General features: G+C 48.9%; 24 protein-coding genes and 1 pseudogene. 9 read left to right on the top strand and 16 right to left on the bottom strand.

Annotation, left to right across the window (positions count from 1 at the left end):
• The first annotated feature begins 98 nt into the window (after positions 1 to 98).
• A complete protein-coding gene (locus tag PPL9_RS17945; protein ID WP_057463983.1) occupies positions 99 to 392 on the top strand; it encodes a DMT family transporter in 294 nt (97 codons plus the stop codon).
• 417 nt (positions 393 to 809) lie between these two features.
• On the opposite strand, the gene PPL9_RS17940 is transcribed toward PPL9_RS17945, so the two are convergent.
• The 12 genes from PPL9_RS17940 to PPL9_RS17885 all read right to left on the bottom strand — a co-directional run bounded on the left by PPL9_RS17940 (position 810) and on the right by PPL9_RS17885 (position 11,798).
• Positions 810 to 2,303 carry a lipopolysaccharide kinase InaA family protein gene (locus tag PPL9_RS17940; RefSeq protein ID WP_057463982.1) on the bottom strand — a complete coding sequence of 498 codons (1,494 nt, stop codon included), beginning with the start codon at positions 2,301 to 2,303 and terminating at the stop codon, positions 810 to 812.
• On the bottom strand, positions 2,300 to 4,078 hold the full coding sequence (locus PPL9_RS17935; protein WP_057463981.1) for a PP2C family serine/threonine-protein phosphatase: 1,779 nt from the start codon (positions 4,076 to 4,078) through the stop codon (positions 2,300 to 2,302). The genes PPL9_RS17940 and PPL9_RS17935 overlap by 4 nt, the downstream gene beginning before the upstream one ends.
• Positions 4,075 to 5,133, bottom strand: coding sequence for a TerY-C metal binding domain-containing protein (locus PPL9_RS17930; RefSeq protein WP_057463980.1), 1,059 nt, complete (start codon positions 5,131 to 5,133; stop codon positions 4,075 to 4,077). Before PPL9_RS17930 ends, PPL9_RS17935 begins: the two co-directional genes overlap by 4 nt.
• A 31-nt stretch (positions 5,134 to 5,164) precedes the next feature.
• Complete coding sequence (locus tag PPL9_RS17925; protein ID WP_082596952.1) at positions 5,165 to 5,794, bottom strand: VWA domain-containing protein; 630 nt, start codon at positions 5,792 to 5,794, stop codon at positions 5,165 to 5,167.
• A 10-nt stretch (positions 5,795 to 5,804) separates the two neighbouring features.
• Complete coding sequence (locus tag PPL9_RS17920; RefSeq protein WP_057463978.1) at positions 5,805 to 6,443, bottom strand: VWA domain-containing protein; 639 nt, start codon at positions 6,441 to 6,443, stop codon at positions 5,805 to 5,807.
• Between the two features lie 70 nt (positions 6,444 to 6,513).
• Complete coding sequence (locus tag PPL9_RS17915) at positions 6,514 to 7,089, bottom strand: TerD family protein (RefSeq protein WP_057463977.1); 576 nt, start codon at positions 7,087 to 7,089, stop codon at positions 6,514 to 6,516.
• 14 nt (positions 7,090 to 7,103) lie between these two features.
• Positions 7,104 to 7,679 carry a TerD family protein gene (locus tag PPL9_RS17910; protein ID WP_057463976.1) on the bottom strand — a complete coding sequence of 192 codons (576 nt, stop codon included), beginning with the start codon at positions 7,677 to 7,679 and terminating at the stop codon, positions 7,104 to 7,106.
• Between the two features lie 21 nt (positions 7,680 to 7,700).
• Positions 7,701 to 8,675, bottom strand: coding sequence for a calcium/sodium antiporter (locus PPL9_RS17905; RefSeq protein WP_057463975.1), 975 nt, complete (start codon positions 8,673 to 8,675; stop codon positions 7,701 to 7,703).
• Positions 8,676 to 8,731: 56 nt separating this feature from the next.
• Positions 8,732 to 9,193, bottom strand: coding sequence for a TerB family tellurite resistance protein (locus PPL9_RS17900; RefSeq protein ID WP_057463974.1), 462 nt, complete (start codon positions 9,191 to 9,193; stop codon positions 8,732 to 8,734).
• Complete coding sequence (locus PPL9_RS17895) at positions 9,193 to 9,777, bottom strand: TerD family protein (protein ID WP_057463973.1); 585 nt, start codon at positions 9,775 to 9,777, stop codon at positions 9,193 to 9,195. Before PPL9_RS17895 ends, PPL9_RS17900 begins: the two co-directional genes overlap by 1 nt.
• 11 nt (positions 9,778 to 9,788) lie before the next feature.
• Positions 9,789 to 10,520, bottom strand: a complete 732-nt coding sequence (locus tag PPL9_RS17890) for a molecular chaperone DjiA (RefSeq protein ID WP_057463972.1) — start codon at positions 10,518 to 10,520, stop codon at positions 9,789 to 9,791.
• Positions 10,521 to 10,646: 126 nt separating this feature from the next.
• Positions 10,647 to 11,798, bottom strand: coding sequence for a TerD family protein (locus PPL9_RS17885; RefSeq protein ID WP_057463971.1), 1,152 nt, complete (start codon positions 11,796 to 11,798; stop codon positions 10,647 to 10,649).
• A gap of 389 nt (positions 11,799 to 12,187) precedes the next feature.
• Here PPL9_RS17885 and PPL9_RS17880 point away from each other — a divergent pair, with 389 nt between their 5' ends.
• From PPL9_RS17880 to PPL9_RS17865, 4 genes are read left to right on the top strand one after another with little or no spacing between them, the layout of a single operon-like run.
• A complete protein-coding gene (locus PPL9_RS17880; protein WP_161831337.1) occupies positions 12,188 to 13,303 on the top strand; it encodes a phosphoribosyltransferase domain-containing protein in 1,116 nt (371 codons plus the stop codon).
• A gap of 1 nt (position 13,304) precedes the next feature.
• On the top strand, positions 13,305 to 14,051 hold the full coding sequence (locus PPL9_RS17875) for a hypothetical protein (protein ID WP_057463969.1): 747 nt from the start codon (positions 13,305 to 13,307) through the stop codon (positions 14,049 to 14,051).
• Between the two features lie 2 nt (positions 14,052 to 14,053).
• Positions 14,054 to 15,154, top strand: coding sequence for a cysteine protease StiP domain-containing protein (locus tag PPL9_RS17870; protein WP_200962332.1), 1,101 nt, complete (start codon positions 14,054 to 14,056; stop codon positions 15,152 to 15,154).
• The gene (locus tag PPL9_RS17865) at positions 15,154 to 16,086 is read left to right on the top strand and encodes an HpcH/HpaI aldolase/citrate lyase family protein (RefSeq protein WP_057463967.1); all 933 of its coding nucleotides are present in this window, start codon (positions 15,154 to 15,156) and stop codon (positions 16,084 to 16,086) included. The genes PPL9_RS17870 and PPL9_RS17865 overlap by 1 nt, the downstream gene beginning before the upstream one ends.
• Positions 16,087 to 16,278: 192 nt before the next feature.
• Here the strand turns inward: PPL9_RS17865 and PPL9_RS31420 are convergent.
• Positions 16,279 to 16,452: pseudogene (locus tag PPL9_RS31420) on the bottom strand (IS6 family transposase); the annotation flags it as partial.
• 104 nt (positions 16,453 to 16,556) lie between these two features.
• On the opposite strand from PPL9_RS31420, the gene PPL9_RS17860 reads away from it, so the two are divergent.
• A complete protein-coding gene (locus PPL9_RS17860) occupies positions 16,557 to 16,754 on the top strand; it encodes a hypothetical protein (RefSeq protein ID WP_057463966.1) in 198 nt (65 codons plus the stop codon).
• 409 nt (positions 16,755 to 17,163) lie between these two features.
• Here the strand turns inward: PPL9_RS17860 and PPL9_RS17850 are convergent, their stop codons facing one another.
• The 3 genes from PPL9_RS17850 to PPL9_RS33455 all read right to left on the bottom strand — a co-directional run bounded on the left by PPL9_RS17850 (position 17,164) and on the right by PPL9_RS33455 (position 18,761).
• A complete protein-coding gene (locus PPL9_RS17850; protein ID WP_057463964.1) occupies positions 17,164 to 17,730 on the bottom strand; it encodes a YdeI/OmpD-associated family protein in 567 nt (188 codons plus the stop codon).
• 95 nt (positions 17,731 to 17,825) lie between these two features.
• Complete coding sequence (locus tag PPL9_RS33460; RefSeq protein ID WP_208989460.1) at positions 17,826 to 18,323, bottom strand: hypothetical protein; 498 nt, start codon at positions 18,321 to 18,323, stop codon at positions 17,826 to 17,828.
• 93 nt (positions 18,324 to 18,416) lie between these two features.
• Entirely contained in the window at positions 18,417 to 18,761 is a 345-nt protein-coding gene (locus PPL9_RS33455) for an alpha/beta fold hydrolase (RefSeq protein ID WP_208989459.1), read from the bottom strand.
• 85 nt (positions 18,762 to 18,846) lie between these two features.
• Here PPL9_RS33455 and PPL9_RS17840 point away from each other — a divergent pair, with 85 nt between their 5' ends.
• From PPL9_RS17840 to PPL9_RS17830, 3 genes are all read left to right on the top strand, one after another.
• The gene (locus PPL9_RS17840; RefSeq protein ID WP_057463984.1) at positions 18,847 to 19,566 is read left to right on the top strand and encodes a WYL domain-containing protein; all 720 of its coding nucleotides are present in this window, start codon (positions 18,847 to 18,849) and stop codon (positions 19,564 to 19,566) included.
• A gap of 747 nt (positions 19,567 to 20,313) precedes the next feature.
• A complete protein-coding gene (locus PPL9_RS17835; protein ID WP_152986741.1) occupies positions 20,314 to 20,811 on the top strand; it encodes a hypothetical protein in 498 nt (165 codons plus the stop codon).
• 172 nt (positions 20,812 to 20,983) lie between these two features.
• Positions 20,984 to 25,830, top strand: a 4,847-nt coding sequence (locus tag PPL9_RS17830) for an RHS repeat-associated core domain-containing protein (RefSeq protein WP_057463962.1), incomplete at its 3' end; no start/stop codon positions are given.

The following is a 25,830-nucleotide window of genomic DNA, read 5'->3' as shown; positions in this document are numbered from 1 at the left end:
TGATTGAAGGGGCATGCCCCTTCAATCAAAAGTCAAAGCTGCGAAAGTGGGTAATTTTCAAGCAGCACAAATGGGGAAAATACATCCAGCACTGACAGGTGGTGATTGTTTGTGCCATAGCCACCCACATTCTTTTCACCGAAGCATTGAAATACGCCCCTGCAAGCACGCTACAACCGTTCAATTTTCTCGCACTTCCCGTAGCCGTTTTGTTGAGCTTTTTATTCTTTGGCTATATCACCGATATTATTACCGTAGTCGGCGGAGCAGTCACAATCGCGGCGGGTGTCATGGTTTGGGTTCGCGAAAGAAAGCGAAATATCATCAAGCCTAACCTTACAGGTGTCAAACTTAGCAATATTAAGCCGGTTCTCGCTGATCATAGCTATTGATTTTGTGCTTGATCAACTGGGGCTACAATCAGGTATGATCCTACCACCAGTGCTCAGGGACAACTCATAACCTGGCTGTCTCGCCTTTTTAAACGCATGTTATGAAAGGTGGGGCAATCGCTGAGCACCCGTCCATGCAAAATCACTTAAGTTAAAGGTTGGTGCAGGTTCAAATTATACCATTGCCAGAGCTGGCTTCGGTTTTTAGGACAGGTTGTCTAAGTGGATTTAGCCCCTGAAACTGGCATGATGCCAAGAACAGGAGAATACCATGAGCAGACGCCCTCGCCGGAACCATAGCCCGGCTTTTAAAGCGAAAGTGGCACTTGCTGCTATTCGCGGAGAAAAAAACTAAAATAGCCTCAAGAATTTATTATTGCCCATTTTTACTTCAATATAAATAATGTATTTATAACATTAAGTTCCCGACATTTGAACTAGGCTCATTCTTCCATCATCTTCTGGTGAAAGTAGAATATTGACACCGTCTTCAAGCTTAACCCTGCCGCCAATTGGGATTATTGTGCCTTCGCCCAAATTTCTCATGCCAACCACGGTCTCGTTCACCAGCCACCAGCTTTCATTGTGTTTTTGAAAATAGCCAACCCGTTTTTTTTCGGCTTGCTTCAAGTGTTCATTGGGAGTGACACTCGTGCGTATGTGCCACGGAAAAAGAGACTGCCCGTCCCATATCATCAAGCGGTGGTCGTCATAATGGTAACTACCCTTGCGCCGTTGTGAGTATAAGTTCAGCACTGGCAATTTGCCCTTATAAGGGGTTCCGCAATGCGGGCAGGACGGCGCTTTGCTGTTGTCAAACACATACCAACCCATGTCACATTTGGCGGAACAAGGCTGTATCAGATCAATGGATCGAACAAGCGCGTTTTCCCAAGTCGCAGCTGAGGGGCGTTTGGCGGGATTATGCAATCCATCGATAAAGGCTTCCTCAAATAGCTTTTTGAGGACTGGACCTGCCATTGAATACGGGCGCGCCTTCGGATCTCCCCAAGGCAAGGATTGTTTGCGCAAGTCCTCTGGTCGCACGCGATTGCTTGCGTCAAGTGGATGCTCAACAAACAAGGCGCGTTCACCCATGGAAAGTTCTTCATCGCGCTGCGGACTTTGGTCGTGCACTTTGCGCCCGCGTAAGGGGTGACGATAGAAAAGATACATATAAATCAGCACAGCCAGCGCATGACGGTCGGTTTTGACACTGGGTAAAATCCGGTTTGGATCTTTGCGGTCAAGATGCTGGGTTTTGATCACTTCAGGTGCAATGAAATCAGGTGTTCCCACCACATCCGGGTGATACTTGCCGGGAACAACAAGACCGTCGATATCAATCAGACAAGCTTTGCCAGAGGTTGGGTCCACCAGTACATTTTTGTAGCTCAGATCGGAATGAGCCAAGCCGGCCATGTGCATGCGGCGTACGGCCCTAGCGATCGAAAGGCAAATCTGAAGGTGAGAGAGGTAAGTTCCTTTCTCGCGCGGGTCGAGAAATTTCTCACGATTGGAAGCGCTTGAAAACCACTTGCCTTCCTTCTCTCTCCCTTTGATTTTCAGGAAGTCGCCGTTCTTGGAGCCGTGAGCAAAGAAGAATGCATTCTCATAAAACGGCACGACAACCCCAATAGTGCCATTTCGTTCAACAAGATCATGGGGCCAACGAAAAGCACTCTCCCAATAGTCGCCACCACTTTGATTAAAGAGGTTTTCCCGATAACGCGTACAGATGTCGCGCAAGCGTTCAAGTTGGTTTGGGTCTGATTTGTTTCGGAAGAACCCAACGACATAGCTCTTGTCAGGTGAAAAATAAATGTCTTTCATGCCGCCGGACGCTTTTATCTCATCGATAAATTCGATGGTATTCCCGGTGAGCTTGGACGTTAGGCGAACACTGGTCACGCGCAGTCCTCCGGTACGAGTACGATCATTGTCCGGTCATCATGGTTGCCTTTGGAAAAGAAACCCATCCAATCGATGAATTCCGTCTCAAGCTCTGTGTTATCCCGGGACAATTTCACAGCCTTGCCGAAATTCTCATACCAGAACTTAGCCCAGTTGGCAGGGTCTGCCAGCGCCTTGTCAGTAGGAAACAGCGGGTCAGTAATTCCGTCTGTCATGATGGCCAGTGCTGTGAACTCTTTCCTAACATCAACGAAGATCCGATCAATGGTTTTGCGGGCATCGGAAAATTCCGACTTCATCAAAAAGCGCGTTTGACCTGCAAATTCTCCACTATCTGGCAGGCACAGAGGACGAACGCTTTCATTGGGCATATCGACTATAACGATGCCGCCATCACCGATGGTGAAAGTGGCTGTGAACCAATGTTCTCCAACCCTGCGGCTAATCGCGATCAGGATTGTGGTGTAATAATCTGTTGCGGGCCGGTTATGGCTCTCAGCAACCTCACTAATCACATTTGCCGCTTTAAGAGCTGCATCAGGCAGGACCGGATAAATCAGCTTGTTCTTGATTTTGTCAATGACGCTTTCCGGGTGTTCAAGGTATGCCGCCAGAATTTCATCAAGATTGGGGTCAATATGTTTTGCAGTTAGACTTGGGAGTGCTTCCAGAACAGTTTCAGCGGCAAGGCGTGATCCTTCGCGGGAAAGCGGTGCCGACCCTGCCCCGTCACAAGCGACCATAAAATGCCAGCCCCCTTCTCCATGCGTCTGGATCTTGAAATCATCATCACGATAGCCGCCTTTAATCGCATGAGATCGACCGCGCACACTGGCGCCAGCAACAAATGCATCACCAACTGCACTCCCAAAATCCGTATCAGGCTTTGCAAAGACTGCGGTTTGGTCTGATGCTATGGACTTCATCCAGATTTTTCTGGGATCCGGGATGATTGAAACTCGGGCGTTAATCTGGGTCTCACGCTCATCTTTCAAGCCTCGCAGGCGCAGGGTCACGCTACCTGTGAGGCGCGGTATGCCGGAAAGGACACCTTCGCTGGTCAGCTCAAAGCCAGTTCCGGCATCGTCTTCTAGAGTAAGTTCGCTGAAGCCTTCAATGGGCTGGGAATACGCTTGATCTTCCCGTGCGTTTCTAACGCTGATTTCGATCTGGTCAATCCTAGGCATATCAATAGGTTTTCCAAGAGGAGGTTTATTCTCTGTATCAGCGACTACTTGCGGCTCAATCGCTTGAGTGTCAGGCTCTTGCTCGACTGTGCCATCTGTCTTTAGCGTTTCCGCGTTTTGGCTGTGGGTTGGTTCCTGTGGCACGCCCGGTTCAAGTTCGTCAGAGCTTGGCTCAATGGTATTGGGAGCGACAACGAACGGTTGCTCGGGTTCACATGCTCCCAATTCATTCGCCGTTGGGTTCACGGCACTTATGGAGTGGCTTGGCAAAACATCGGCGAGCTTAGTCATTGAAGGCTGATCATTGCCCAATGTTTTTTTTGTTGGGCCGGGAGCTTCATCCGCTGGTATCTCTTCACTGGGATCAGCCCTGTCGCCAAGTTCTAATTCCGGTGCATTCAGCCGTTTTTGGGATTGAGTGTAAAGCCAATATAACAACAACTGCTCGGCGGAGTTCAGGCCGCGATAGTCCGCTGGACAAAAACTGTCAACGGGGGGAACCAATGCTTGTAATTCGTCAAGCGCGTTTTCAAGTTCATCAAAGGCCAAGCTTAAATCCGAAGGAGGCAGTTTATTGTCGGTCATCCACGACCTCTGCTAATTTCAAGGCCACCAGCATCTGGGCCGCTGCTATAATAACCAGTGTTTTGGCACCATGGACACGTCGCCTCGCCGTCACCTTGCACACAATGAATGTTGCCACAACCGCAAACGGCCATTCCGAAAGAGGCTTGGCAGTGTGGGCAATCCGGTTGTCCGACAAGTTCTGAGGCAGAGACCTGCGACTGGTGATCGTTAAGATTATCTGAGAGTTCAAAATAATCCCCCTGTACGGGAACAACCGTCTGCAGGACATACTTTTTTGAACTGAATAAGGCAGCAAGTCTGGGGTCGTTGCTCTCAATTGGCTCTATGTGTTTTTCATATTTAGCAACATAAGGTGCTTTGCTCTTTGAGCAGCGGCCTACGAAAACCGCATATCTGTCATCAGTATCACCGTAGGCTCGTGAGGCAGGAGAAACTTCAATCTCCGGAGCCATTTTTGAAAGCGTGAGATTGCCACCGGCCAAAACACTTTGCGTGGAAGCCGAAACTGAATTGGTAATCCACTGAATGAAATGTACGAAGGCGCCGGGCTTCGTGTCATCAAAAGCAAAAACCTCATCCGTCAACCGTTTCAGGAGTGCATCATCAGCGCCCCCACCGATTGAGACAGCGACCATATTGGCCTTTTGAGCGTATTTTGCTGTCCAGCGGGCAATTGCAGGTTCAGGATTGTCAGTTGGATGTCCATCGGTCATGAGAAAGATCAGAGGTTTCCAATCGCCCTTTTTATCCGGAGTCGTCGTTGTTGCGTTGCGATCAATTTCGACCATCAGATGAGTTAGGGCGTGCCCTAGACCGGTGCCACCGCCAACAGGCAGATGGGGTACCATAAACTCGCAAATCTCAGTGAGCGGAGTTAGCGTGCGGGGACGCCCCGCAAACGCTATAACTGAAAGCCAAACGGTTTCAAGCGCATAAGGGTCTTGCAGCAAGTCCTCAACAATCTGCCTTATGCCATTCTCAAGTTGGGTATGGGCTTCTCCGATCATCGATTCAGAAACATCGACAACCAAATATACTGGAAACTTGCGCATTATGGTTCTTCCTAAGCCGCCTTAGAGAGCATTAGACGAGGTTAATTTCCGCAGGTGGAGGTGGAAGCGTATCCGCCTTTGCACCCATGCTGCGGTTGCCTTGAGCAAAAACGTCAGAGACCCATTTGAAGAGGGAGGTGAAGCTTGTGCTATCCATCGTGTCAAGGGATGCCACCTGATCGCAAAGCTGTTCCAAATCTTTGCGATGCGCTTTCGGTCCCGCAACACACCCAACAATATTTGCAAAACCGAGTTTTTTGATGCGCGGACACATCTGCCCAAAGAGCATTACATCCGAAGGTTTGCCATCGGTCATAATAAATAAATAGGGAGCCCAATCGCCCTTTTTATCCTCTGAGTTTGGAATAATCTCACTCTTATAGAGGCGCTCAAGGCATTCCAGAGCCTCGCCAGTATGAGTCGGGCCGGAATCCGGCGTTGAAATACGTGGAAGTTGTAAATCTTCAAGTGAAACCATTGGAACCAAAACTGTGGCTTCACGATCATAAGTAATGACTGAAATATGTACGGTCTCTAGCGCGTACGGATCTTGCCGGAGAGCTTCTACAAGCGTCTCCAAGCCACTATTAACTGCCTCAATAGGTTCGCCCTTCATGGAGCCCGAAGTGTCGAGAAGAAGGTATACAGGAAGTCGTCTCAAGAGAGTTCTCCTATTTCACAAGGCTAATTTCTTTGGGTGGAGGTGGTAGATCATGGGGGCCGTCTGCATCTGATTTCGTAAGGTCAATCTTCTTAGACGTGTTCGCAATGGAACCGGAAACCCATTCAAAAAATACTTTTATGGCAGCAGTGTCAGCGGTTTCAAGATGCACCACCACTTCTGCGACTTGTTTGAGAATCTTGGTATCGGCGTGAGGGCCAGCGGCACAGGCAATAATGTTGCCGCACTTCACCTGCCGGAAACGATCAAAACCTTTTTGCCAGTCATCGGTTGGAGCGCCATCAGTCATGATGAACACAAGAGGTTTCCAGTCCCCTTTGGTGTCTGCTGTCGATTTTTGAACTTCACGTTCAATACAGTCAGCTGCTAACGACAAGGCATTGCCGAAGGATGTGGTACCTTTAACCTTTAGCTGAGGCACCTGAAATTCAGCAAGCTCGGTAAGGGGGGTCAACTGATTAGCTTCGCTATCGAATGTAATGACAGAAAGATATGCAGTCTCTAGGGCATAGGGATCTTGGATTAGGGTCGCGTGGAGCAGGTGAACGCCGTTGCGAACCGCTTCAATCGGCTCCCCCATCATTGACCCGGAAGTGTCCAGCAAAAGATAAACGGGAAGTCTTCGCATATCTGATCTTCCTCAGAGGTTTGATATGAAAAGTCCGGGCTTTTTGCCCGGACTGGTATTCGTAGGTAGATTAGATGTTTACGCCGTGGTTTGAGGCGAGTGGGCCAAGACCACCAGCAAAGCCCGCACCGACCGCTTTAAACTTCCAGTCTTCATTGTGTCGGTAGAGTTCGCCAAAAATCATAGCAGTCTCGATAGAGTAATCTTCGCTGAGGTCGTAACGGACAATCTCAGTTTCCCCGGCTTGGTTTACTACCCGGATGAAGGCGTTCTCAACCTGACCAAAGTTTTGCTTGCGAGTTTCCGCATCATGAATAGTGACTGAAAAAACAAGCTTTTTGACATCAGCAGGGACTTTGGTCAGATTAACTTTAACCTGCTCATCATCGCCGTCGCCTTCGCCGGTACGATTATCGCCAAGGTGCATAATAGAACCGTCAGCACCTTCTTTGTTGTTGTAAAACACAAAGTCACTGTCGGAGCGAACTTTGCCATTGTCACCGCAGACGAAAACAGAGGCGTCAAGATCGAAATCGATACCATCGGTAGCCCGAGAATCCCAGCCAAGCCCAATCGTTACTGCACTGAGGCCCGGAGCCTCCTTAGTGAGAGAAACGTTCCCACCCTTTTGTAGTGATACAGCCATTTTATTTCCTCTAATTAAATACTGATTCCAAATTGGGAACACATAGCTTGCAAGCCACCCGCGTATCCCTGACCCACGGCCCGGAATTTCCACTCACCGTTGTGGCGGTAAAGTTCACCGAAAACCATTGCAGTTTCTGTCGAGTAGTCTTCCGACAGGTCGTAGCGTACAACTTCAGCAGTGGTTTCCTCGTTGACAACACGAATAAACGCGTTCTCGACTTGACCGAAACTTTGCTTCCGTTCTGCGCCTTCGTGAATTGTCACGGTGACGGCTATTTTTTGAACGTCCTGCGGGATCTTCGACAAATCGACCTTGATTTTCTCATCGTCTCCATCACCTTCACCGGTACGGTTGTCACCGGTGTGACTGACAGAGCTGCAGGTGGAGTTCATCTGATTATAGAAAATGAAATCTGCTTCTGAGCGTACTTTTCCGCTTTCTTCCAGCAAGAAGGCGGAGGCATCAAGATCAAACTCCTTACCGTCGGTGGAGCGTGGATCCCAACCTAAGCCAATGACGGTTTTCGTCAGGCCTGGTGCTTCTTTGGTGAGTGAAAGGTTTTGACCTTTTGACAGAGACAAAGCCATTTGTGTTTCTCCTTGATTTAATTAGCCGACAAAGAGTGTGCTGTATTGGAACGAAATGAAAGCAACATAGCCAGCAGTGAAGAGCCCACCAGTTAATCGGCCAAAGCTTTTCATGAAGAACAAGAAACCTGCAAAGATGGCCGTGACCACCACGACCACAGGGATGTCGAACGTTAGGAAGTCCGGTGCTGCTACAAGTGGCCTTACAATTGCGGTCAGCGCGACGATGGAAAGGATGTTGAAGATGTTTGAGCCAACAATTCCACCAATGATCATATCCGAGTGGCCCTTGCGCGCTGCTGCCAGGCAAGTTGAAAGCTCTGGTAAAGATGTACCGAAAGCAACAACAGTCATCCCGATGACAGCCTCCCGTACGCCGAGCGCTACGCCGCCAGCAACTGCGCCTCTAACAAGCACCTCAGAGCCGACAACCATGGCGCTAAAGCCGAGAATAAGCATCAGAATCGCTTTGCCCATACTGCTGAATTCAGGCGCCTCTTCCACATCCTCGTCATCATCCCCCAGGCTGTCGTTCTTGTACTGGTAGCCAACATAGCCAATAATACCAGCGAACATCAGCAGGCCCATGAGCCGGGAGAATGTGCCTGTCATGACGCCACTAACCAGAACCGCAGTCGCAACGATCATGACAATGGTGTCAATGCGCACACGTGACCGGTCAATGGCAATCGGCATGATCATGGCTGAAATCCCGATCACCATGAAGACGTTGGCAATGTTTGATCCGAGCACATTACCAAGAGAAATACCGGCAAAGCCAGACAAGTTCGCATTGATGGATGTGAATAGTTCAGGAGCTGATGTTCCAAAGGCAACGATTGTAGCGGCAATGAAAAGCTTAGATAAACCAGATTTTTCGGCGATCCAAGCAGCTGATTCAATGGTCCAATCGCCTCCTTTGATTAGGAGTAAAAGCCCAAACCCGATAGCCCCGATTGCGAGAACTCCGAGTTCATAACCCGCGAGAGAGTGCATGTAATTACGATCTTTCTAGTGATTAAAACTGGGCAGTTTAACTGCCCAGTTATTGGCTAAACACCGAACTCTTGCGCATCCAAATTGAGTTCTTTGCAGATGTCGTGCACGGTGGCTTTTTCGTCATCATCGAAATCACCGTCAGAAGCACCAATTGCGCACGCAACACGAACAAGCAAGCGAGCTTGATCGTCTTTACCCTTCAGCTGTGCAATTGCTTTTAAAGCTTCACCACGGCCAATGATCTGATCAAACTCAAAGCCTTCAATGAACTTGTTAAAGCTCGCGATTACTTTGGTTGTATCGAAATGTTTAAGCTCATCTGACCGCTTGAGGAAAGCAACCATCTTCTGTTTTTCATCAGAAGACACGTTTCCATCTGCTGCTGCAATCATTGCACAGGCGGCAATAACCGCATCAAGGAACGTTTGGTTGCGAAATTTTGAGACCTCTGCGGAGAGGGCTGCGCGGGCGCTAGCCCCTTTGGCACGCAGCCGTTCAAAGAATGTTTCTGACATTAAATTACCCTTACTGCATCATCGATGATGTCTTTTGCGGTTCTACCTTGGCAAGGCGTACCATGAGCCGTCATCGTCCAGCCGCCATTTTCTTTTGACATCGAAGCCATAACGACACCGGTATGACGCCCTTTTTCTTTAAGGTCATAGCGGCAGATTTCCTGGTCTTTAGTGTGATCAACTAACCGTGCAAATGCGTTTTCAACTTCGTCAAACGATTGTCCACGAAATGAGTTCACAGTAAAGACGAGGTGTTCCACGTTAGACGGCAATTTCGCAAGATCTACGTAGATAATTTCATCATCGCCATCACCTTCACCTGTGAGATTGTCTCCGCCGTGCTTGATTGATCCATCGCGCGAATTTAATTGCTGGAAAAAAACAAGATCAATTGCGGCTTTATTTTTGTCAAATAGAACCGCAGACGCATCCAAGTCGATTTCACTAGATCCGCCACTGAAGAGCTTTTTAAGGAAACCGCCTTTTTCCACAGGGTCCCATCCAAGACCCATGAAGATTTTGGTAAGTCCGGGGCTTTCTTTGGTTAAAGAGAGCGGCTTCCCTTTAGTAAGGCTAATCGCCATTTTCTGTTCCTTTAAAACTGAGGAGAGTAATGCATATTGGCATTTTTGAGCTCATCGTAAGCTTTGTTGATATCTTTGATGCGTGATGTAGCCAAAGCGAGCATCTCTTGAGGCGCTCCCGTAGCGATTAGACGATCTGGGTGGTTTTCTTTCACTTTTGCAAGCCAAGCGTTGCGAACTACATGCGCAGGAGCATCGGGGTGAACTTCGAGTACAATACTAGCGTTCCAGGAATCGGGAATATGGCGTGCCTTCAGCCACTCGAAACGAGGTTGAGAAATGTGAAAGATTTCGGCAACTTCTTCCAAAAAATGCTCTTCATCTGCGTGATAAACATCATCAGCCATTGCGATGTGAAACAGTGCATCCATTACATCACAGCGTCGGTTATTTGCGTGCTCACCTTCACCTAAAAGTTTGTGAATTTGCCTTGCGTAGCTCTGGTATCCGGCGACGTCTTGTCTACACAAGTTAAAAACCCGAATGGCATTTCCTTCTTCCTCAGGAGGAATTTCAACGATTGAGCGGAAAACACTCACCTCTGAGTTCGTCACTAAGCCGTCAGCTTTGGCCAGCTTTGCGCACAATGCGATTAAGGCAATTGAAAAGGCGACACTGTCCTCCCCCTGGCCAAACCGGGGGAGAATATTCCCCACATCGCTCAAAAAAAGCTCGATATAGCGCAACAACTTTTGCCAGAAGTTCTCTGGAGGTTGAGCAGAGAGAGAAAGGTCTTCCGACATTAATAACCCTTCAGGTTCAATCAAAGTTCCAACATTTATTGAAGTTTAATTTGCATCATTTTTGCGGTAAAAAGCATCAATGTCGAAGCCTTCTGCGAAACGTCCCCGTGGCTTCATGCCGCAAACTTATTTGCGACCCGAAACCCATCTCATACCCCATCCGTATGCATCGTCCATTTGACGATGCCCCTTGAAAAACTGAACCTCGCGATTAACTTGAACCTGCCCCCCGACATTTTCAAGGAGCGCAACTGCACACATCCCATCACGAGATCCATGTTCATTCATACGCACTTCAATTTCAGGTTGATCTGGAACGAGGATTCGTATTGCACCATCAGTCTCGCGCCAGTCAGGCGCACCTTCATAGATAAAGGCATAAACTAGGACGCGTCGTAGTTTGTTCCACTGTTCGCCGTTGATCTCAAGCCATTCGCCATCCGTAGCAGCACCGGTGCGGTCATCGCCATGAAGAAAAGTGTAAGGAAAGCTGGAGTAATTCCCGAAAGTATTACCGAGAGCCTGAACCGCTGTCACACTGCCATCTGTACCTTCCACGAAAGCGCCAACATCAAGATCGATTCCACGTTTGCCCATTCCAAATATGCCACTGGACTTCTTTTTCTGGTTCCAATTCAGATTTACGCGAATTTTTCCATATCTCCCGTTTTCTTTTTTGAGGGAAATACGGCTTTCGTTTTTCGTTAAGGAAACCTTGGAGAGATTAATTTTTGGTGGTGTTGCAGGCTTTGGAACCGGGTTGGGCATAGATACGGGTGCCTCGGAGGGAGCTGCAACTTCGATGCCGAAATGTTCAGCAATTGCCTGTAGGCCACCATTGAACCCTTGTCCCACATGCCGAACTTTCCAAGCACCGTTACGCTTGTAGATTTCCGCTAGGATCAGGGCGCGCTCTTCTCGATCCGCACATGAGATTTCGATGTGCGTAGCGTCAAGCGAAAGGGCTAAGCGACCGTTTAGCGCAGAGAAGGGATTTGCATCATCTGTTGTTGCTGTAAAAACAATTTTTTCAGCTTCCTCTGGGATTCCACTGAGATTCAGATTAAACGTTGCCCCAGAGTTGCTCTGTTCAAATTTAATGGCACCATCTGAGATACTGGGTTGATTATAAAAGCACATATCGTTGTCGCCACGGACTTTTCCCCCAGCGTAGATCTGTAACGCGGTTATATCAATATTGGAACCAGCAGGGAACTCAATATAAACAATTGTGTTCGGATTGCTAATAGAGGTATTTGCCCCCATAAGTAACGACATCGTTATTCCCCGTCTACTGAATCTAATACAAAAAATATATGGCTACGAAGTATAGAATATCAATTAATTACGTTGTACCCAATGTCAATGCCAATTTAACGTACTGATTAAATTATTGAAGTTCGATGTTCCAAATTTGATCCGTAAAGCTGTAGGGGTAACTAAGTTGGAGTCTAACATCGCTTAGAGGCATTCAGGTTTGGATTTGCATTACGTGAATGGTATTCATCAACATCCTCCTCTAAGAAGCTACGAGGCTATTTTTGAAAAGGGATTTTATGCGTGTGGAAAGCTCAAATCGCTGTGCACCGTCTCCAACAGGAACCACGGAGTACGCTTTTCGAACGGGCAAGCTAGAGTTAAAAGTTGATCGTGTTGATGCTGAGAATTTGTTTATTCTTGCAGAACGACAGAACCCAAAGCGTGCCTTTCTATTTGTTTCTACAGTTTTGGGACGCCATATCCCGGTCACTCCCTCCAATCACCGTGATGCACTTTGGGCTCTGACTGAGAAAACACAAACGCTCCTGCTTGATGGCCCCATCTTTGTCATGGGGTATGCTGAAACTGCGGTAGGAATTGGCGCAGGTATCTTTGATTGTTTGCGCCAGAAGCTTCCTGAGCGAAAGATTGGCTATCTTCACACAACGCGCCACGTAATGAACGATGCAATACCTTGGTTCACAATCGTTGAAGGTCACAGCCATGCGCAAGATCACAATATTATGCGCCCGGACGAGTCTTATTGTGAATCTGGCCAGCAAAGTACTCTTGTGTTGGTTGATGATGAAACGACGACCGGAAACACTTTTGCTCAATTAGCTGAAGGCTTGTATGTGCAAGGGGCGAGGTTTGGTCGCATAATACTGGTGACACTGACAGATTGGTCAGATGATCGTGCGCGGGCTCGTGTTGAGGCCGTGACCAGCGGTACAAAAACTGTTGCGGTGTCACTCATGTCTGGCAGCTGGATTTGGAAACAAGATGAAAGCGCCAAACTTCCCAATCTGCCAGCGGTGGCGGCGGCTATGTGCCCTCCCTGGGAGCCGGATTCGTGCTCCAGTTTTAGCTCTCCTCGGAATGGACTGAAAGGAGGTGAGATGTCCGATGGTGCCCATCTTCTCTCAACTTTGCCAGTTCCACCGATAGGTGATCGTGATAAACGGATTTTGGTGATAGGAACGGGCGAACATGTTTGGCAACCGTTTCTGTACGCCGAGGCAGTCGAGCAAGTCTCCCCTGAGACACGTCAGGTTGGCTTCATTGCAACTACCCGGTCACCTATCTTATCAGGGCCAGCGATTGAACATAAAATAACCTTTCCGGACCATTTTGGTATAGGGCTGGACATGTACTTGCACAATGTAGAGCCAGATGACTGGGATCGAATAGTGCTATTTACCGAAACGACCATTGAGGGGGTCCACCCCATATTACGCCGTGCTCTAGGCAAAGGGCATATCGTAGATAAAGACGGTCAAGTATTTGAAATGATGAATATTTAGTATGACGATGTCCCCCATTGTGTTCACAGATCTGGATGATACCCTGTTCCAAACTGCTGGAAAAATGAGTGTTGATCCCAACCCGCAGCTGATAGCTTCGCACGCCACAAATGGCAAACACTCATATATGAACGAGGCGCAATCAGCCATGTTCAATTGGCTCAATGTGACCACACGCCTTATCCCAGTGACCGCTCGCTCTACAGATGCGCTGGAACGCTGTGTGCTGCCTTTTTCTGATTATAAGATAGCCTCTAACGGAGCTGTAATTCTAAGGGAAGATGGTACGCTGGACCCAGAGTGGTTTGATCGCACTCGGAAGATCTCTGCCGCCAAATCGGAATTTTTGGAGTCTATACGAAACGTCGTCACTGAGCGCGCGCACGCATCACAGTTACGTCACTGGATCGTTTATGAGCAACAGCTTCCTATTTACTACTGCGTAAAGTCGAACGGCGACGAAGCTTGGTTAGACGAGCAGCAATCGCTCTTGGATGAAGTTGTCGGCGATCAGCTTTTTTGCCACCGCAATGGCAACAATCTGGCTTACATGCCACATGAAATTTCGAAACGCTCAGCCGTGGAGTATCTGATTCAGGAAATAGCGGAGAGTGATCGCCGCCCAATTTGGGGCATGGGTGATAGCCTTACCGATTTGCCGTTCATGGAAGCTTGCCAGATGATGGTTGTTCCATCCGGTAGTCAAACCCACAACGCACTGGACACTCTTCCAAAGAGGGGTGTCTGACAGTGCTAGATAACGCCATTCTAAGCTCCGGGACCTACGACCCATCTGATGTTTTATTCCTGCTCAAGCAGGTTGCTATCGAGCCTACGCCGGTGGACGAAAAAGAGCGGCTGATTCAGACGGGTGCTGCGCATTACTCTGAAATGATTTCGCAGGAGCGCCGGCCAGATGAACGTTATCTGGAGCTTTTTGAGCAAGCACGCAGTCGTGGCGACGTCCGCATCTCGCGGGAAATTGCTGGGCTTGCAAAGGCCATCAAAATGCGGATTGCCAAGGGTGACTTGGATGCACAGATAACCTTGTGTTCCTTGGTGCGCGCAGGTGTTCCCTATGGTGTGTTGCTGCATCGCGAACTTAAAGCCACAGGCGTTGATTGCCAGCATTTCGGGGTTTCTATCATCCGCGATAAAGGCCTCGATACCAATGCAATGCGCTATATTACAAGCCGTCGCAATATAGACGGAATCCTCTTTGTAGATGGCTGGACCGGCAAGGGGGCCATATCTCGCGAGTTGGAAACCAGTTGGAAGGCATTTGCGAGCTCCAATCCTGAACTTGTTGTGTTGGCGGACCCGTCTGGGTTTGCAACCATGTCAGGTTCACATGAGGATTGGCTCATTCCCTCAGGTATTCTAGGAGCCAACATCTCAGGACTGATTAGCCGGTCTATTTTATCAGGGGATCTCATCGCACCTGATGATTTTCATGGATACATTCCGGTAAACCATCTGGCTGATATCGATGTGAGCCGAGCTTTCGTTGATCGAATTTCCAGTCTTTGCGAGACAGAGCGTAAGAATTGCGGAGCAATCACCAATGACCCGGCGACGCTTAACCATCTACGCCAGAATACGATGCGTTGCGTACATCTGGTTGCAGAGCTAAATCAGGTCGATAATCTCAACCGGATAAAACCTGGGATTTCGGAAGCAACTCGCGCTATTTTGCGGCGCAAACCTAAGAAAGTCTATATTCGTTCGAAAGAGGATGAGGATTTGAGTGCCTTGATACATCTGTGCCAAACAGGCCAGGTTCCCCTCGAGGTATCTCCCACGCTGACTGGTCCGTTTCGGGCGATTACACTAATTGAGAAGATGTCGTAATGGTTGATTTCCACCACATGTTCTCAGCATACGGACTCGGCGCTACGCTTTATGTGCCGATCATCCATCACAAAGTGCCAGATATCCTTACCGGCAGGACGAATAGTCCAGCCTCTTCTGTTGTTCTTTGTCTTGAAGATGCACTTGCAGAAAGTGATGTTGAGCGTGCAGTAGGGACACTGCGTGAGCTTCTTCCTCTAATCAACCAGAGTTCAGGCCTTCGAGTTTTTGTTCGTCCGAGATCGCTGAGCATGGGGCATCGTTTGGCATCCTTCAAAAACATAGACCGAATTGAAGGGTTTGTTGCGCCAAAGGTACGTCCGGATACAGCAGCAGATTGGATGCAATTGGCCTCTTCTGCGGGATTGTGCATCATGCCCACTCTGGAGTCGGCTGACTATTTTGATCCAGGCTGCATTGTAGCCTTTAGAGATGTCCTAAGAGATTATGATCACAGGCTTGTGTCTGCAATTCGCCTTGGTGGAAATGATTTCCTTGGGGCGCTGGGTCTACGTCGGGAACGTGAGATGACATCTTGGGAGGGGCCTCTTGGATGGGTGCTTTCAATGTGCTCATCTATGCTGATTTCTGCCGGGTATCCAGTTGCCGCTCCCGTATTCGATATTATCGATGATCCAGATACCTTAAGACGTGAAGTTCAGCGCGATGTAACTGCGGGTTTCGTGTCAAAAACGGCTATCCATCCATGTCAGATTCCCATAATAGTTGAAGGCATGAAAGTATCTGAGCAGGAGTTGCAGCAAGCAAAGGCAATTATCGAAAAGGATGCCTTGGCGGTATTCCAGATTGGTGGTGCAATGTGTGAACCTGCCACCCACAGCAACTGGGCCCATCGAGTTCTCGCCCGTGAACGCATTTTTGGCTGCAAATCCGCTTCTGTACCCAGCATTCAAATGCGTGTGGTTGTGTAGCGCTTACTGGTTCTGTCGCAAATTTTTTGGTTACTCGCAATGCGCCTATGGCTTGGACACAATTATCCTGCGAGCGCCATAAACTGGCGCCAGGCCGGCACGTCCTCTTGTCTTAGCTGCCTTTTCTGATCATGTGAGCGGTTTCAACTCCCTCGAGTGTGACAACGGCTGAATGAAAGGCCTTATAAAGCCCATCATAGGCGCGTACCGCACCACCCAGCGGTTGAGAGTAGCGTAGTCGACATCAACACTCCGTTCCTCCAGAATTTCTTCAAGATCGCGGTAGGAAACCGAATAATGAACGTAGAAAAACACCGCATACAGGATAACGTCTTTAGGGTAATAGGTACCTTTAAAACGGGTCAAAGCAGCAAACCTTAAATCGTAAATCTGGAGCGAACTCTTTTAAACTGAAGAGAAGACTGCTGCAAGCCGGGCAAAGATAGCGACAGAACCTTGTCGGTCTCTACATGCGGCTCAAGATACCTGAGCTCGCCGAGGCCGATCAGGCCATGCCGGTCTATTTGGAGACGTTCCTGCACCCAGTTCTAGGTGGCTTCATTACGCTCTGCATCCTGTTTGCCATGCAATCCACGGCAAACTCGCTGCTGCACACGATCGCCTCTGCCGCATTGGAGTTCGTCACAGTTACCGGACAATTTGATTAAAGCAGTTATGCTGCCATTTTCCAAATCCTTTGTTCAATAGATGTGGGAGAGTAATTAAGATTTATATGTGCTCATCGTTCGGTGGCCGCACGATTATTGAGTTGCGAGGAGTTCACCCCACAAATCTCTACTACATCATCACACTGATGTTACCTCAACCTCTGATGGAAATGCTCTAATGGCGGCTTCTGGCCCTGGCTACAAGCATTTTGCTCGGCCATTTGCTCTAATTCGGAGCCTCCCTGCCAGAGCGAGTGCTAAACTTCAGCGTTTTCTCATCAAACATGTTTTTAAAGGCAGTAAATACAAGTTGGCTGGGCTCATGACAAACGCCTTTCGGAAGAAGCTGCCGCTGAGAGTACTATTTACAATGACTGTTTTGTTGAACCACAGCCTTACGCAGGAGCTTTTATGACTTTAGCAAAAATGGTATTTTTTGCCCTGCTTGGAATGAGGTAATCAAAATGCCAAGCCGTTTCAGCCGTGTTTCTTCTTTCTTGGCACTCATGACCCACCAGATAGAATCTCGTTTATAGGAAGGTGCCAAACTCGTAAGGAAGCTCCAAGCAGGTTGGTTAGCCTTGATTTGATCTTCATAGGCCTTTGTAAGCGGCACACTTCGATCCTTTGAGGTGTAGCCTTGTGCATCTGATCTGTTGTTAAAGACTTCCATCCCGGCTGATTCCATCTTTCCCAGCCGTATGAGTGCATTGACCTTCTTCACGTTCACAGCACTCCAAACACTTTGTATTTTGCGCGGCGTAAAACGGATCTTATAGCTCTCTTCGTCAATGGTTTTTCGAATGCCGTCGATCCATCCAAAGCAAAGAGCGACATCGACCGAAGAGGTCCACGTAAGGCTAGCTCGCCCCGAACTTTTCCTGAAATAGCCCAGCCAAAGTTCTCCAGCTTCTCGATGTTCTTTCAACCAATCGCTAAACTCTTCCTGTCTCTTGAAAAAGATTACATTGACCATCCTCTACGCCTTCAACTCAAGCCATACTGATAGATTTTAGGGGAACACCCTCCGACATGGCCGGAGGGCACACGTACCTTGAAATATCGAAGGGACTAGGCGGTAGCCTGTTGTTCCAGCCATTTCATAATTGCTTGGTTTGTTTCCTCCGGCATTTCCTGCTGTATCCAATGGCCGCAGTCCAGATTGACCTCGTCCACATTCGGCACAAACTCCGATAATCTCTCAAATTTAGGGATCACGTCACGGTCACCATAAATCATGAGAGCAGGCTGTTTTATGATTGGGTTCGCGTCCGCCAATATATACCAGTTGCGATCAAGGTTTCTGTACCAGTTTATGCTGCTTGTGAACCCTGTGGCTTTGAAAGAGGAGACGAAGACGGCCAGTTCGCTGTCGCTCATAATTGGCTCACCAAGCGGTGCTTTTGCTTTGGCGAGGTTGAGTACGTCTAAACTCAGCTCGGGCGGTACATTTTTGCGGAACAAGTTGCGAAGGAACTGGGATGGATTTTCGTCTAGTACAGTATCTGCAACGCCTGGCTGCCGGTTGAAGTGAACCATATAATAGTCGCTTCCGAGTAATTCTTCCAAGAACTCGGTCCATAGTTTTTCTCCGCGCTCCTGGTAGGGCAAGGCCAGATTTATTAGGCTTTTGACCCGCTCTGGATGCAATAAAGTCAGCCCCTAAACGACAAATGCCCCCCAATCGTGACCGATAAATGTAGCGGTTTCGTACCCGTAGTGATCGAGCAGTGCGGTGAGATCCCCCGTCAAGTGCTCAATGTCATAATCTGCAACTTCTATAGGGTGCGATGAGTTGCCGTAACCGCGTTGGTTTGGGGCGATGACATGGTAGCCAGCTTCGACAAGAGCGGATATCTGATGACGCCAAGTATAGGCATGTTCTGGCCACCCATGGCAGAGTACGATGGGGTTTCCTGCATTTTCACGACCTGCTTCAAAGACTTCGAGTTCCACACCGTTGACGGCGATTAGGGCGGGTTTGGGAAAATTGTCGGGATCAAACATAACACTCTCCTTGTAGACATGTTCAAGGATCGTTTAGTTTGCAATAGTGCCAAATTCTGTCACCATTGAATGGTCGCTTTGCAAAATGAACACTCGCTTTCGTCATGACGCAATCGTGCGCAGCCTGCGCCGAAACGGTACTTCGACAATTGCTGACTTAGCGGAGGAGGTTGGCGCATCCCGGCGCACCGTTTTGCGTGACATTAGGGCCTTGCGGGATGAGGGCTTTGTCATTCATTCTGAACCTGGGCGCGGCGGTGGCCTGCAACTCGATCCACGCTCAGTTCAGACCACAGCGCGTATTTCGGTTGCTGAAGTATTTGCACTTCTTATCAGCGTGGCGTGCATGCGAGCCGCTGGAAACCTGCCTTTTTCGGCTCTCGCAGATGCCGGACTAGCCAAAATTGAGAAGGCTCTGCCGTCGGACAGAGTCCGAGACTTACGCCGATTTCTGGATTGCTTGTATGTAGGGCAGCTTTCACCGCAGGTAGATATATCCGATATGGGAGCAATGGAGCCTGTGCTGCTGCCTGCATTCGAAACAGCTTTTCTTCAACAGCTCCACTTGCGTTTCCAGTACTGTGACGCAAAAGGGGTAGTAACCAGCCGAATTGTTGAGCCGCAAGCAATGCTGATCTTACCACCACTATGGTATTTGGTAGCCTGGGATCCTGCACGTAAGGACTTCCGTCATTTTCAAATGGATCGGATTAAGAAGCCAGACTACATCCAGAACACAACATTTCGGCGGCGGCATGTGCCGTTTGAAGATAACGTTCGCCCGGTTCGCGATTTACCTCGCTGACCCTTAGACAAAAAGCATTATTTCTCTTCGCCTGCTTACGTTTGTGACTGTAAATATAGCGGCCATCTGGTCGGCTTCCACAAACCCGATATTTGCTGCGGCGCTAAAAATCCGCAACTTGGGCTCAGCGAACTCACCTTGTGGCCTGCTTGAGTGATCGCCTTACTCGATGAAAAACTGCCCACTCGGATACTCAAAAAATCCGCTATGTAGACTGTATCAACCCTTGATTGAAACGCCCGAATGTCAACTTCTGGCCCTTTGCCAAATCCCCCACGATTTCAGTGCGTTGCATTCATTCTCAGGAATCTGAGCCTGTCTCAACTAATTCGAGCCCAGTCTCAGGTAATTTGAGCCGAAGCGAAATTACAGTCTCAAATAATCTGAGCCCAAAATCATCGATAATATCAAGCCGCTACAGCTAGTTGCAGCCCGCCAACAACAAGCTTCAATATGTGACTTTGCCCTTGGCCGCGAGGATCGGCCCTTAAGACCGCAAATTTCCTCAGTTTTATACCGATTGGTCTAATTGCGCGAGCTGACAGAAGTTTCTCTGGCAACAATATCGCTTGATCGCTCTTTCTCCGGCACTGCAATTAACACAACGTTATACTTCAAGTTGATTTGTCCCTGATTAGTGAGTGAGGGAGCCACACGCGTCAAAAACAAAATGCGGGCAAAATGGCAGAGACTGGTGAATGATTGAAGTAATCAGCCAGTAATAATAGAATAAGAAGGAGTTATAATATGCGTGTGTTAGTTTGCATGCTTGCTTTTGTCGCAGTGACACTCATGTCCAGCACAGCTTTTGCAGGAGCTGGAGCAGTTGTTTTTGCCTGTGTGAAGTATACGAATGAACCCAGTGAAAAGACCACATTTAATTTTCAGGCCGGCGGATCTGGCGACTACTGTATGCGAGAAACTGGCAGAAATAATTTTGTTGAAGTAGAACGTAAGGGAATTTCTTGTGTATCCGTCGGTTACGTTGAGGCGGATGATAGACTATTCTCTGGTTGTTCTACTGGAGAATCCAATTGGTCTTTAAGTTACTTCTCCGACGATATGACTAAAACAGGCTCAACATCTTCGGACTGGTCGCTTAAGTTTGGCCTAAATACTATGAAGCTTGAAGGCCAGGTTCCCAATACACATGTCTGCCCTTCAGCAGCCGACTGTGATTCAGACGAAGTTACTTGGCCTTTTGGCAAAACTGGCCCGCTCTACATTCAGTTCGATATGGACTAATGCTCATAGCCTGGAGCAGTTTGCGAGTGCTGGAGCACCGCAAGCTGCCTCGGCACATTCTGACGTCGTTTACCATAAGTTTTCGGCCCTTTAAGCCTTGCTACTGGTGTGCGGGTTTCTTCCGATGCTCGGTCGGGCACCTCCAAAACAACAATAAAATCTGAGGTTTATCATGTCACAATCACAATACCGTGGGTCTCAGGCCTTCAACCAAATTTTGCAGTACAATGAGTATGTGAACAAAAATACTGGCTCACTTTTTGTGCAAGTTCCTCTGGTACACCTGCGCGGAAAAACAGAGGCAATCAGCCTTGGACTTGCAGCTTATTATCAGGCTGGAACAGCCGGATTGCTAGGCCTGCCAGATGGCTGGAGCTATAACTTACCCTTTGTGGCGTTTGACCAAAATGATCCAAGCAGCAAGACTTTAACAGTCGAGGGCAAGACCTTCGTCATCGATCCTGACTGGCAGGATAGTTCTGGTTACCAATCCGGTTTGAAATACGTGAATGATCACGGCCAGAAGTTTACGCAATACACTGAGAGCCAACCACTTCCTGTTGGAGAGGGTGAGTATATCTACAAGCTTGCCTACAATGATGGTGGGGTGAGCTACTTTGATGCCACGGGATTACTTGTGGTGCACACGGATATTTTTGGCAATTCCCTGCAATATTCCTACATCAACAAAGATACTGATATCTTCGATAACTATTTGGAAAGTATCACAGATTCATTCGGCCAGACGGTTAGTTTTTCCTACCTCTCTAACACAGTGGAAATTCATCTTCCAGATGGCAGCACGCAGACCATAAACTACAGTGACAATGGGATTGCAAATGTTGTCAACCAGATTGGTGCATTGATCCGGTTTGAATACACAACCGCCTCTGACACCACCGTGATTGCGAATATCACTTATACAACCGGGTTGTTGACCAACCTTTACTATTCCGAGATTGACTATCTGGACCAAGCCGGATCGGAGCATTCCTTCCCTGCCATTCGCGAGATCATCCATCTTGATGCGCAAGGCAACAAGGTGGATTCTATTGAGTATACATATGGCTCTGATACAGACAGACGCACCTTTACCGGCTATGCGATTGGTTGCCGGTTGAGCGCCACCGAAGACTGCCTGATGAGCGGTGATCACCAGACTTATCAATATGATACGCTAGAGCAGCGGTTTGATGCGCAAGGCAACCGGGTCGCAGCATCGCGTGTGTACTATAACTTTTTGCACTGTCCGCTGCATGAGCATCATTACCTTCTGGATGAAGATCGCTATGTGGTTGAAGCCTATCGAACCTCATACACTTACGAGTACGTTTCGGATGCCCATGACCGCAGTGTTAACATGAGCAAACCGGTATCCGTTGCTTATAGTGTCCATGATGCAGATGGTGATAGCTGGATTGAGCAAAGTAGAACGGAAACAAGCTATGATGACTATGGCAAAATCCTCAGTAGTAAACAGTATGACCTGACTTTCGGCAGCACTGAACTGGTCAGCGAGCGCAAGCACAGTTATGTGGAAGCTGGCTGGGGCGGTGAAATGCCGTTGGAAACGGTGAACGAGGATCTAATTGAGAACAAAAGCCATAAACTGTCTTTTGGACTAAGCGACAATGCCAAGACGATCGCTTCTGTTGCAATCTCGCAGAAATTACCTGAGCAATCAGCGTATAATCCCTTTAAAACCAAGAGTTTCTTTTATGATGAATCCGGGCAGCCTACCCGCTGGGACCTTGATTGGACAGTGCCTAATGAGGATGGCGAGAACCCGGATGAGACGATCAGCAACAGCTTTACCCAAAGTTTTGATAGTGGCACGGGCCGGTTATCCGTTTCCCTTAAAGATGCAAATGGTGGCATCAGCACCACTGTATTCGACATGCGTTTGCCTACGGGGCCATGCGTTGAGCAAACCACCCCGGAAGGCCACTCCTATCGCTACACCTATGATGCTTCTGGCCGCCTGACATCCTCACAAAACCCGCTTGGGACCACGGTCACGTATTCCTATGGTCTGGTGCATACCACCTCTGGGTCCTCAGAAGCGGCAATCAATTATATGCTTGTTCATAACGAGAATGGTTATGAAGTGCGCACCACATATGATGAAAATGGCAGGAAAATCAAACAGGAAGACAACGGCGACCCCACTCAGGAGAACCCACAGCTGACCCGCGTGCTGAGCGTTTCAACCTACAACGCCCTGGGTCTGCTGGCACGCCATACAGACCTGACAGGACAAGTTATCAGCGTTGAATATGATGGTCTTGGCCGGGAAATTAAGCGCACTGATTCAATTGGCAACGAGTTTACTGTTACCTATGAGGATGTTGAGTGCAGTAAAACCATGGCGATAAACGGAGATCGTCGCAATCAGGTAAAGAGTAATGGTCTGGGACAGGTCATTCAAAATACCCTGTTTGCGTTCAAACAGGCTGACCTACCGGCGCAAGCGCGCCTGCGTAACTTCACCTATGACGGGTTTGGCCAACAGATGTCGGTAAGCGACTTTCGCATAAAAGATGAGGACGCAACTTTTATCGCAGCAAAAACATACGCTTACGATCCCAGCGGCTCTCTTTTGCAAACGGCATATATCGGTATTCCTGAGGATGAAGATCTGCGCGTGGCCTCAACCACCTCGCTAACCCGGGATTTGCTTGGCAATACTACGATGATTTCCCGCCAGATCGTCAACAATGATCAGGCACAGCCGGAGGTTAACAGTGACACGCTGACCTTTGATAAGCTTGGTAATCTGGTGACCCTGAGAAATCAGCTTGGTCAGGAAGAACGTAGAGAATACAATTCAGATGGTAAACTGTCTCTGAAAATCCTCCTTGACGGTACACAGTTTAGTTATGGTTATGATGATGCTGGCAGGCTGACAAGTATTGAAGCTGGGGATGCGTCGTTTTCCTATAATTACTTGCCTAATGGGCGCTTACAACAAGCATCTCATGGGACTGATCGGTTGATCTACGAGTATTCACTCGATGGCACGGCGTCATCCGTCACTTACTCCGATGGGAGCAGGGTACAGCTGGAAAAGGACTCCCTGAGCAGAGTGATCAGCATGTCCTTACCTGGTGGTGCAAGGACTAGCTATGAATATGATGGCTACAACCGCATTTCCCAGCAGACCACGAGAAATGTAGTCCTGACCAATACTTGGGGAACAGTCAACAACATCCACGGTATACTTGTGGGCCAGAGTGTTGAGGCTGGGATGACGCAAAATACAGTCTATGACTTTGATGCGTTTTCGCAGATCAGTCAGCTTACAACAACTGATGCCAACAACGCTGAGCTGTTTCGTGCGCAATTGACACGCAATGACTGGCCGCATCTGAGTGATCTGACAATTCGCTGGCAAAATGAAACGGGTGAAACAGTCGAGACGACCCGATCCATGACCTATAACGGGCTGGAGCAGCTTGTTGGCTCAGACCTGAAAAACGCGCTAGGTGAGGTCCTGCGCAGTGAAACCTTTAGCTACGACGGTGCTGGCAACATCCTTTCGCATAGTGTTGACGGCAAGCGAGAGGACTATGAGTACAATGTCTTAAACCAGCTCACCAGCCATGGGGCGGTCTATGACACCAATGGGCGGATGATACAGGATGTTGACGGCAAAAATTACACGTTTGATGGGCTGGGCTTGCTGACCGCTGTTCAGCCCGCAAATCAACCGGAGATCCAAAACACCTACACCGCCAATGGGATGCTGAGCTCGGTCGACAATGGCAGCGCCACAGACAAGCTGTATACGGTTGGCGGATCATTTACCTCGGTGGAAACCAAAAGCGATACGGGAAACGGCACGCATCACGCATTGGTGTGGTCGCAAAACCAGCTTGTTGCGCAAACAGATGAAACTGGCGCTGTGACCTTCTCAAATGCGGCGAACTCCGTGCGCCTGCAACGCACGCCGACAAGCAGCAATCAGGTTGAAATCTCAGATTATGGCACAGTTAGTGCGCAATCCTCGCTTATCCGGCCCAACAGCTTCAACTGGAACGGACAGTACACTGATCCCGATAGCGAGCTGACCTTTATGCGGGCCAGGTGGTACAGCCCGGCAGCCATGCGATTCTTGTCGATGGACCCCCAAATCTCACTCAATCGCTATGCTTATGCGGATGGCAATCCGATCGGTAAAATGGACCCGCTTGGCCTGGATGCGAGGGACACGATCGCCTTTGGCATGGGGTTTGCGGTTGGACTGTCCGTTGGGTTTTTATTGGGCGGGCCTTTGGGTGCGTGGGCTGGGGAATCCCTGGGAGCTAGCCTTGCTGCCTCAGCCCTTACTGGGGCGTTGAGTGCGACAGCAGGCGACCTTGCGGCCTCTGCTGTACTTGGTAACCAAATTACCGGAAAGCAAATCGCCATTGATATTTTGAGCGGAGGAGCTGGAGGTGCTGCTGGTGTTGGTATGGAGCGTGTGCTACGGGCTGGTGCGGGCGAAGTCTTCGCCGGTGCAGCGTCTGGCCTTACTGATGCGGCAATGGCTGGAGGGATAACCGCAATTGCTTACAATCAGCCCTTCTTCTCGCAAGCCAATGTTTTGGGCTTGGCATTGGGTGCAGGCACCGGCGGGATCACCGCACGCTATAGTCGCTCCGGGTCTGAAAACCCTATGGCGAGCCCTGCCAAAGAAGAGCCAGTGCTCCCGGTTACAGAAGCAGAGCTAGGCACCGTCAGTTCAGCAGTTATGGGCTCGAAGAAGTTCCACTTTTATGGAGAGGTTGAAAACATCACGGATCCACTGGGTCATCTTACGCCTGACCCTGATGCCCCTGTCACAAGGAACAGAAGAGGAGCGGGCGGTGAGCCGCTGGAACATGTCAATTTTCTCTCCTACAAGATCGTCGATGGCGAGATACAGGTTGGCACCAATCTGCACACATCGGCCAGCGAGCTTCGTCCAATATCTCAAGACCTCTTTATTAAGCATCTTGAGACCGTAGGAGGCTTTAAAGGCCACCAGTTGGAGATTAT

Origin of the sequence: Pseudovibrio sp. POLY-S9, from assembly GCF_001431305.1 — a bacterium.
In the GTDB taxonomy this organism is placed as follows: Bacteria; Pseudomonadota; Alphaproteobacteria; order Rhizobiales; family Stappiaceae; genus Pseudovibrio.
This window is presented reverse-complemented; position numbering and strand designations above follow the sequence as displayed.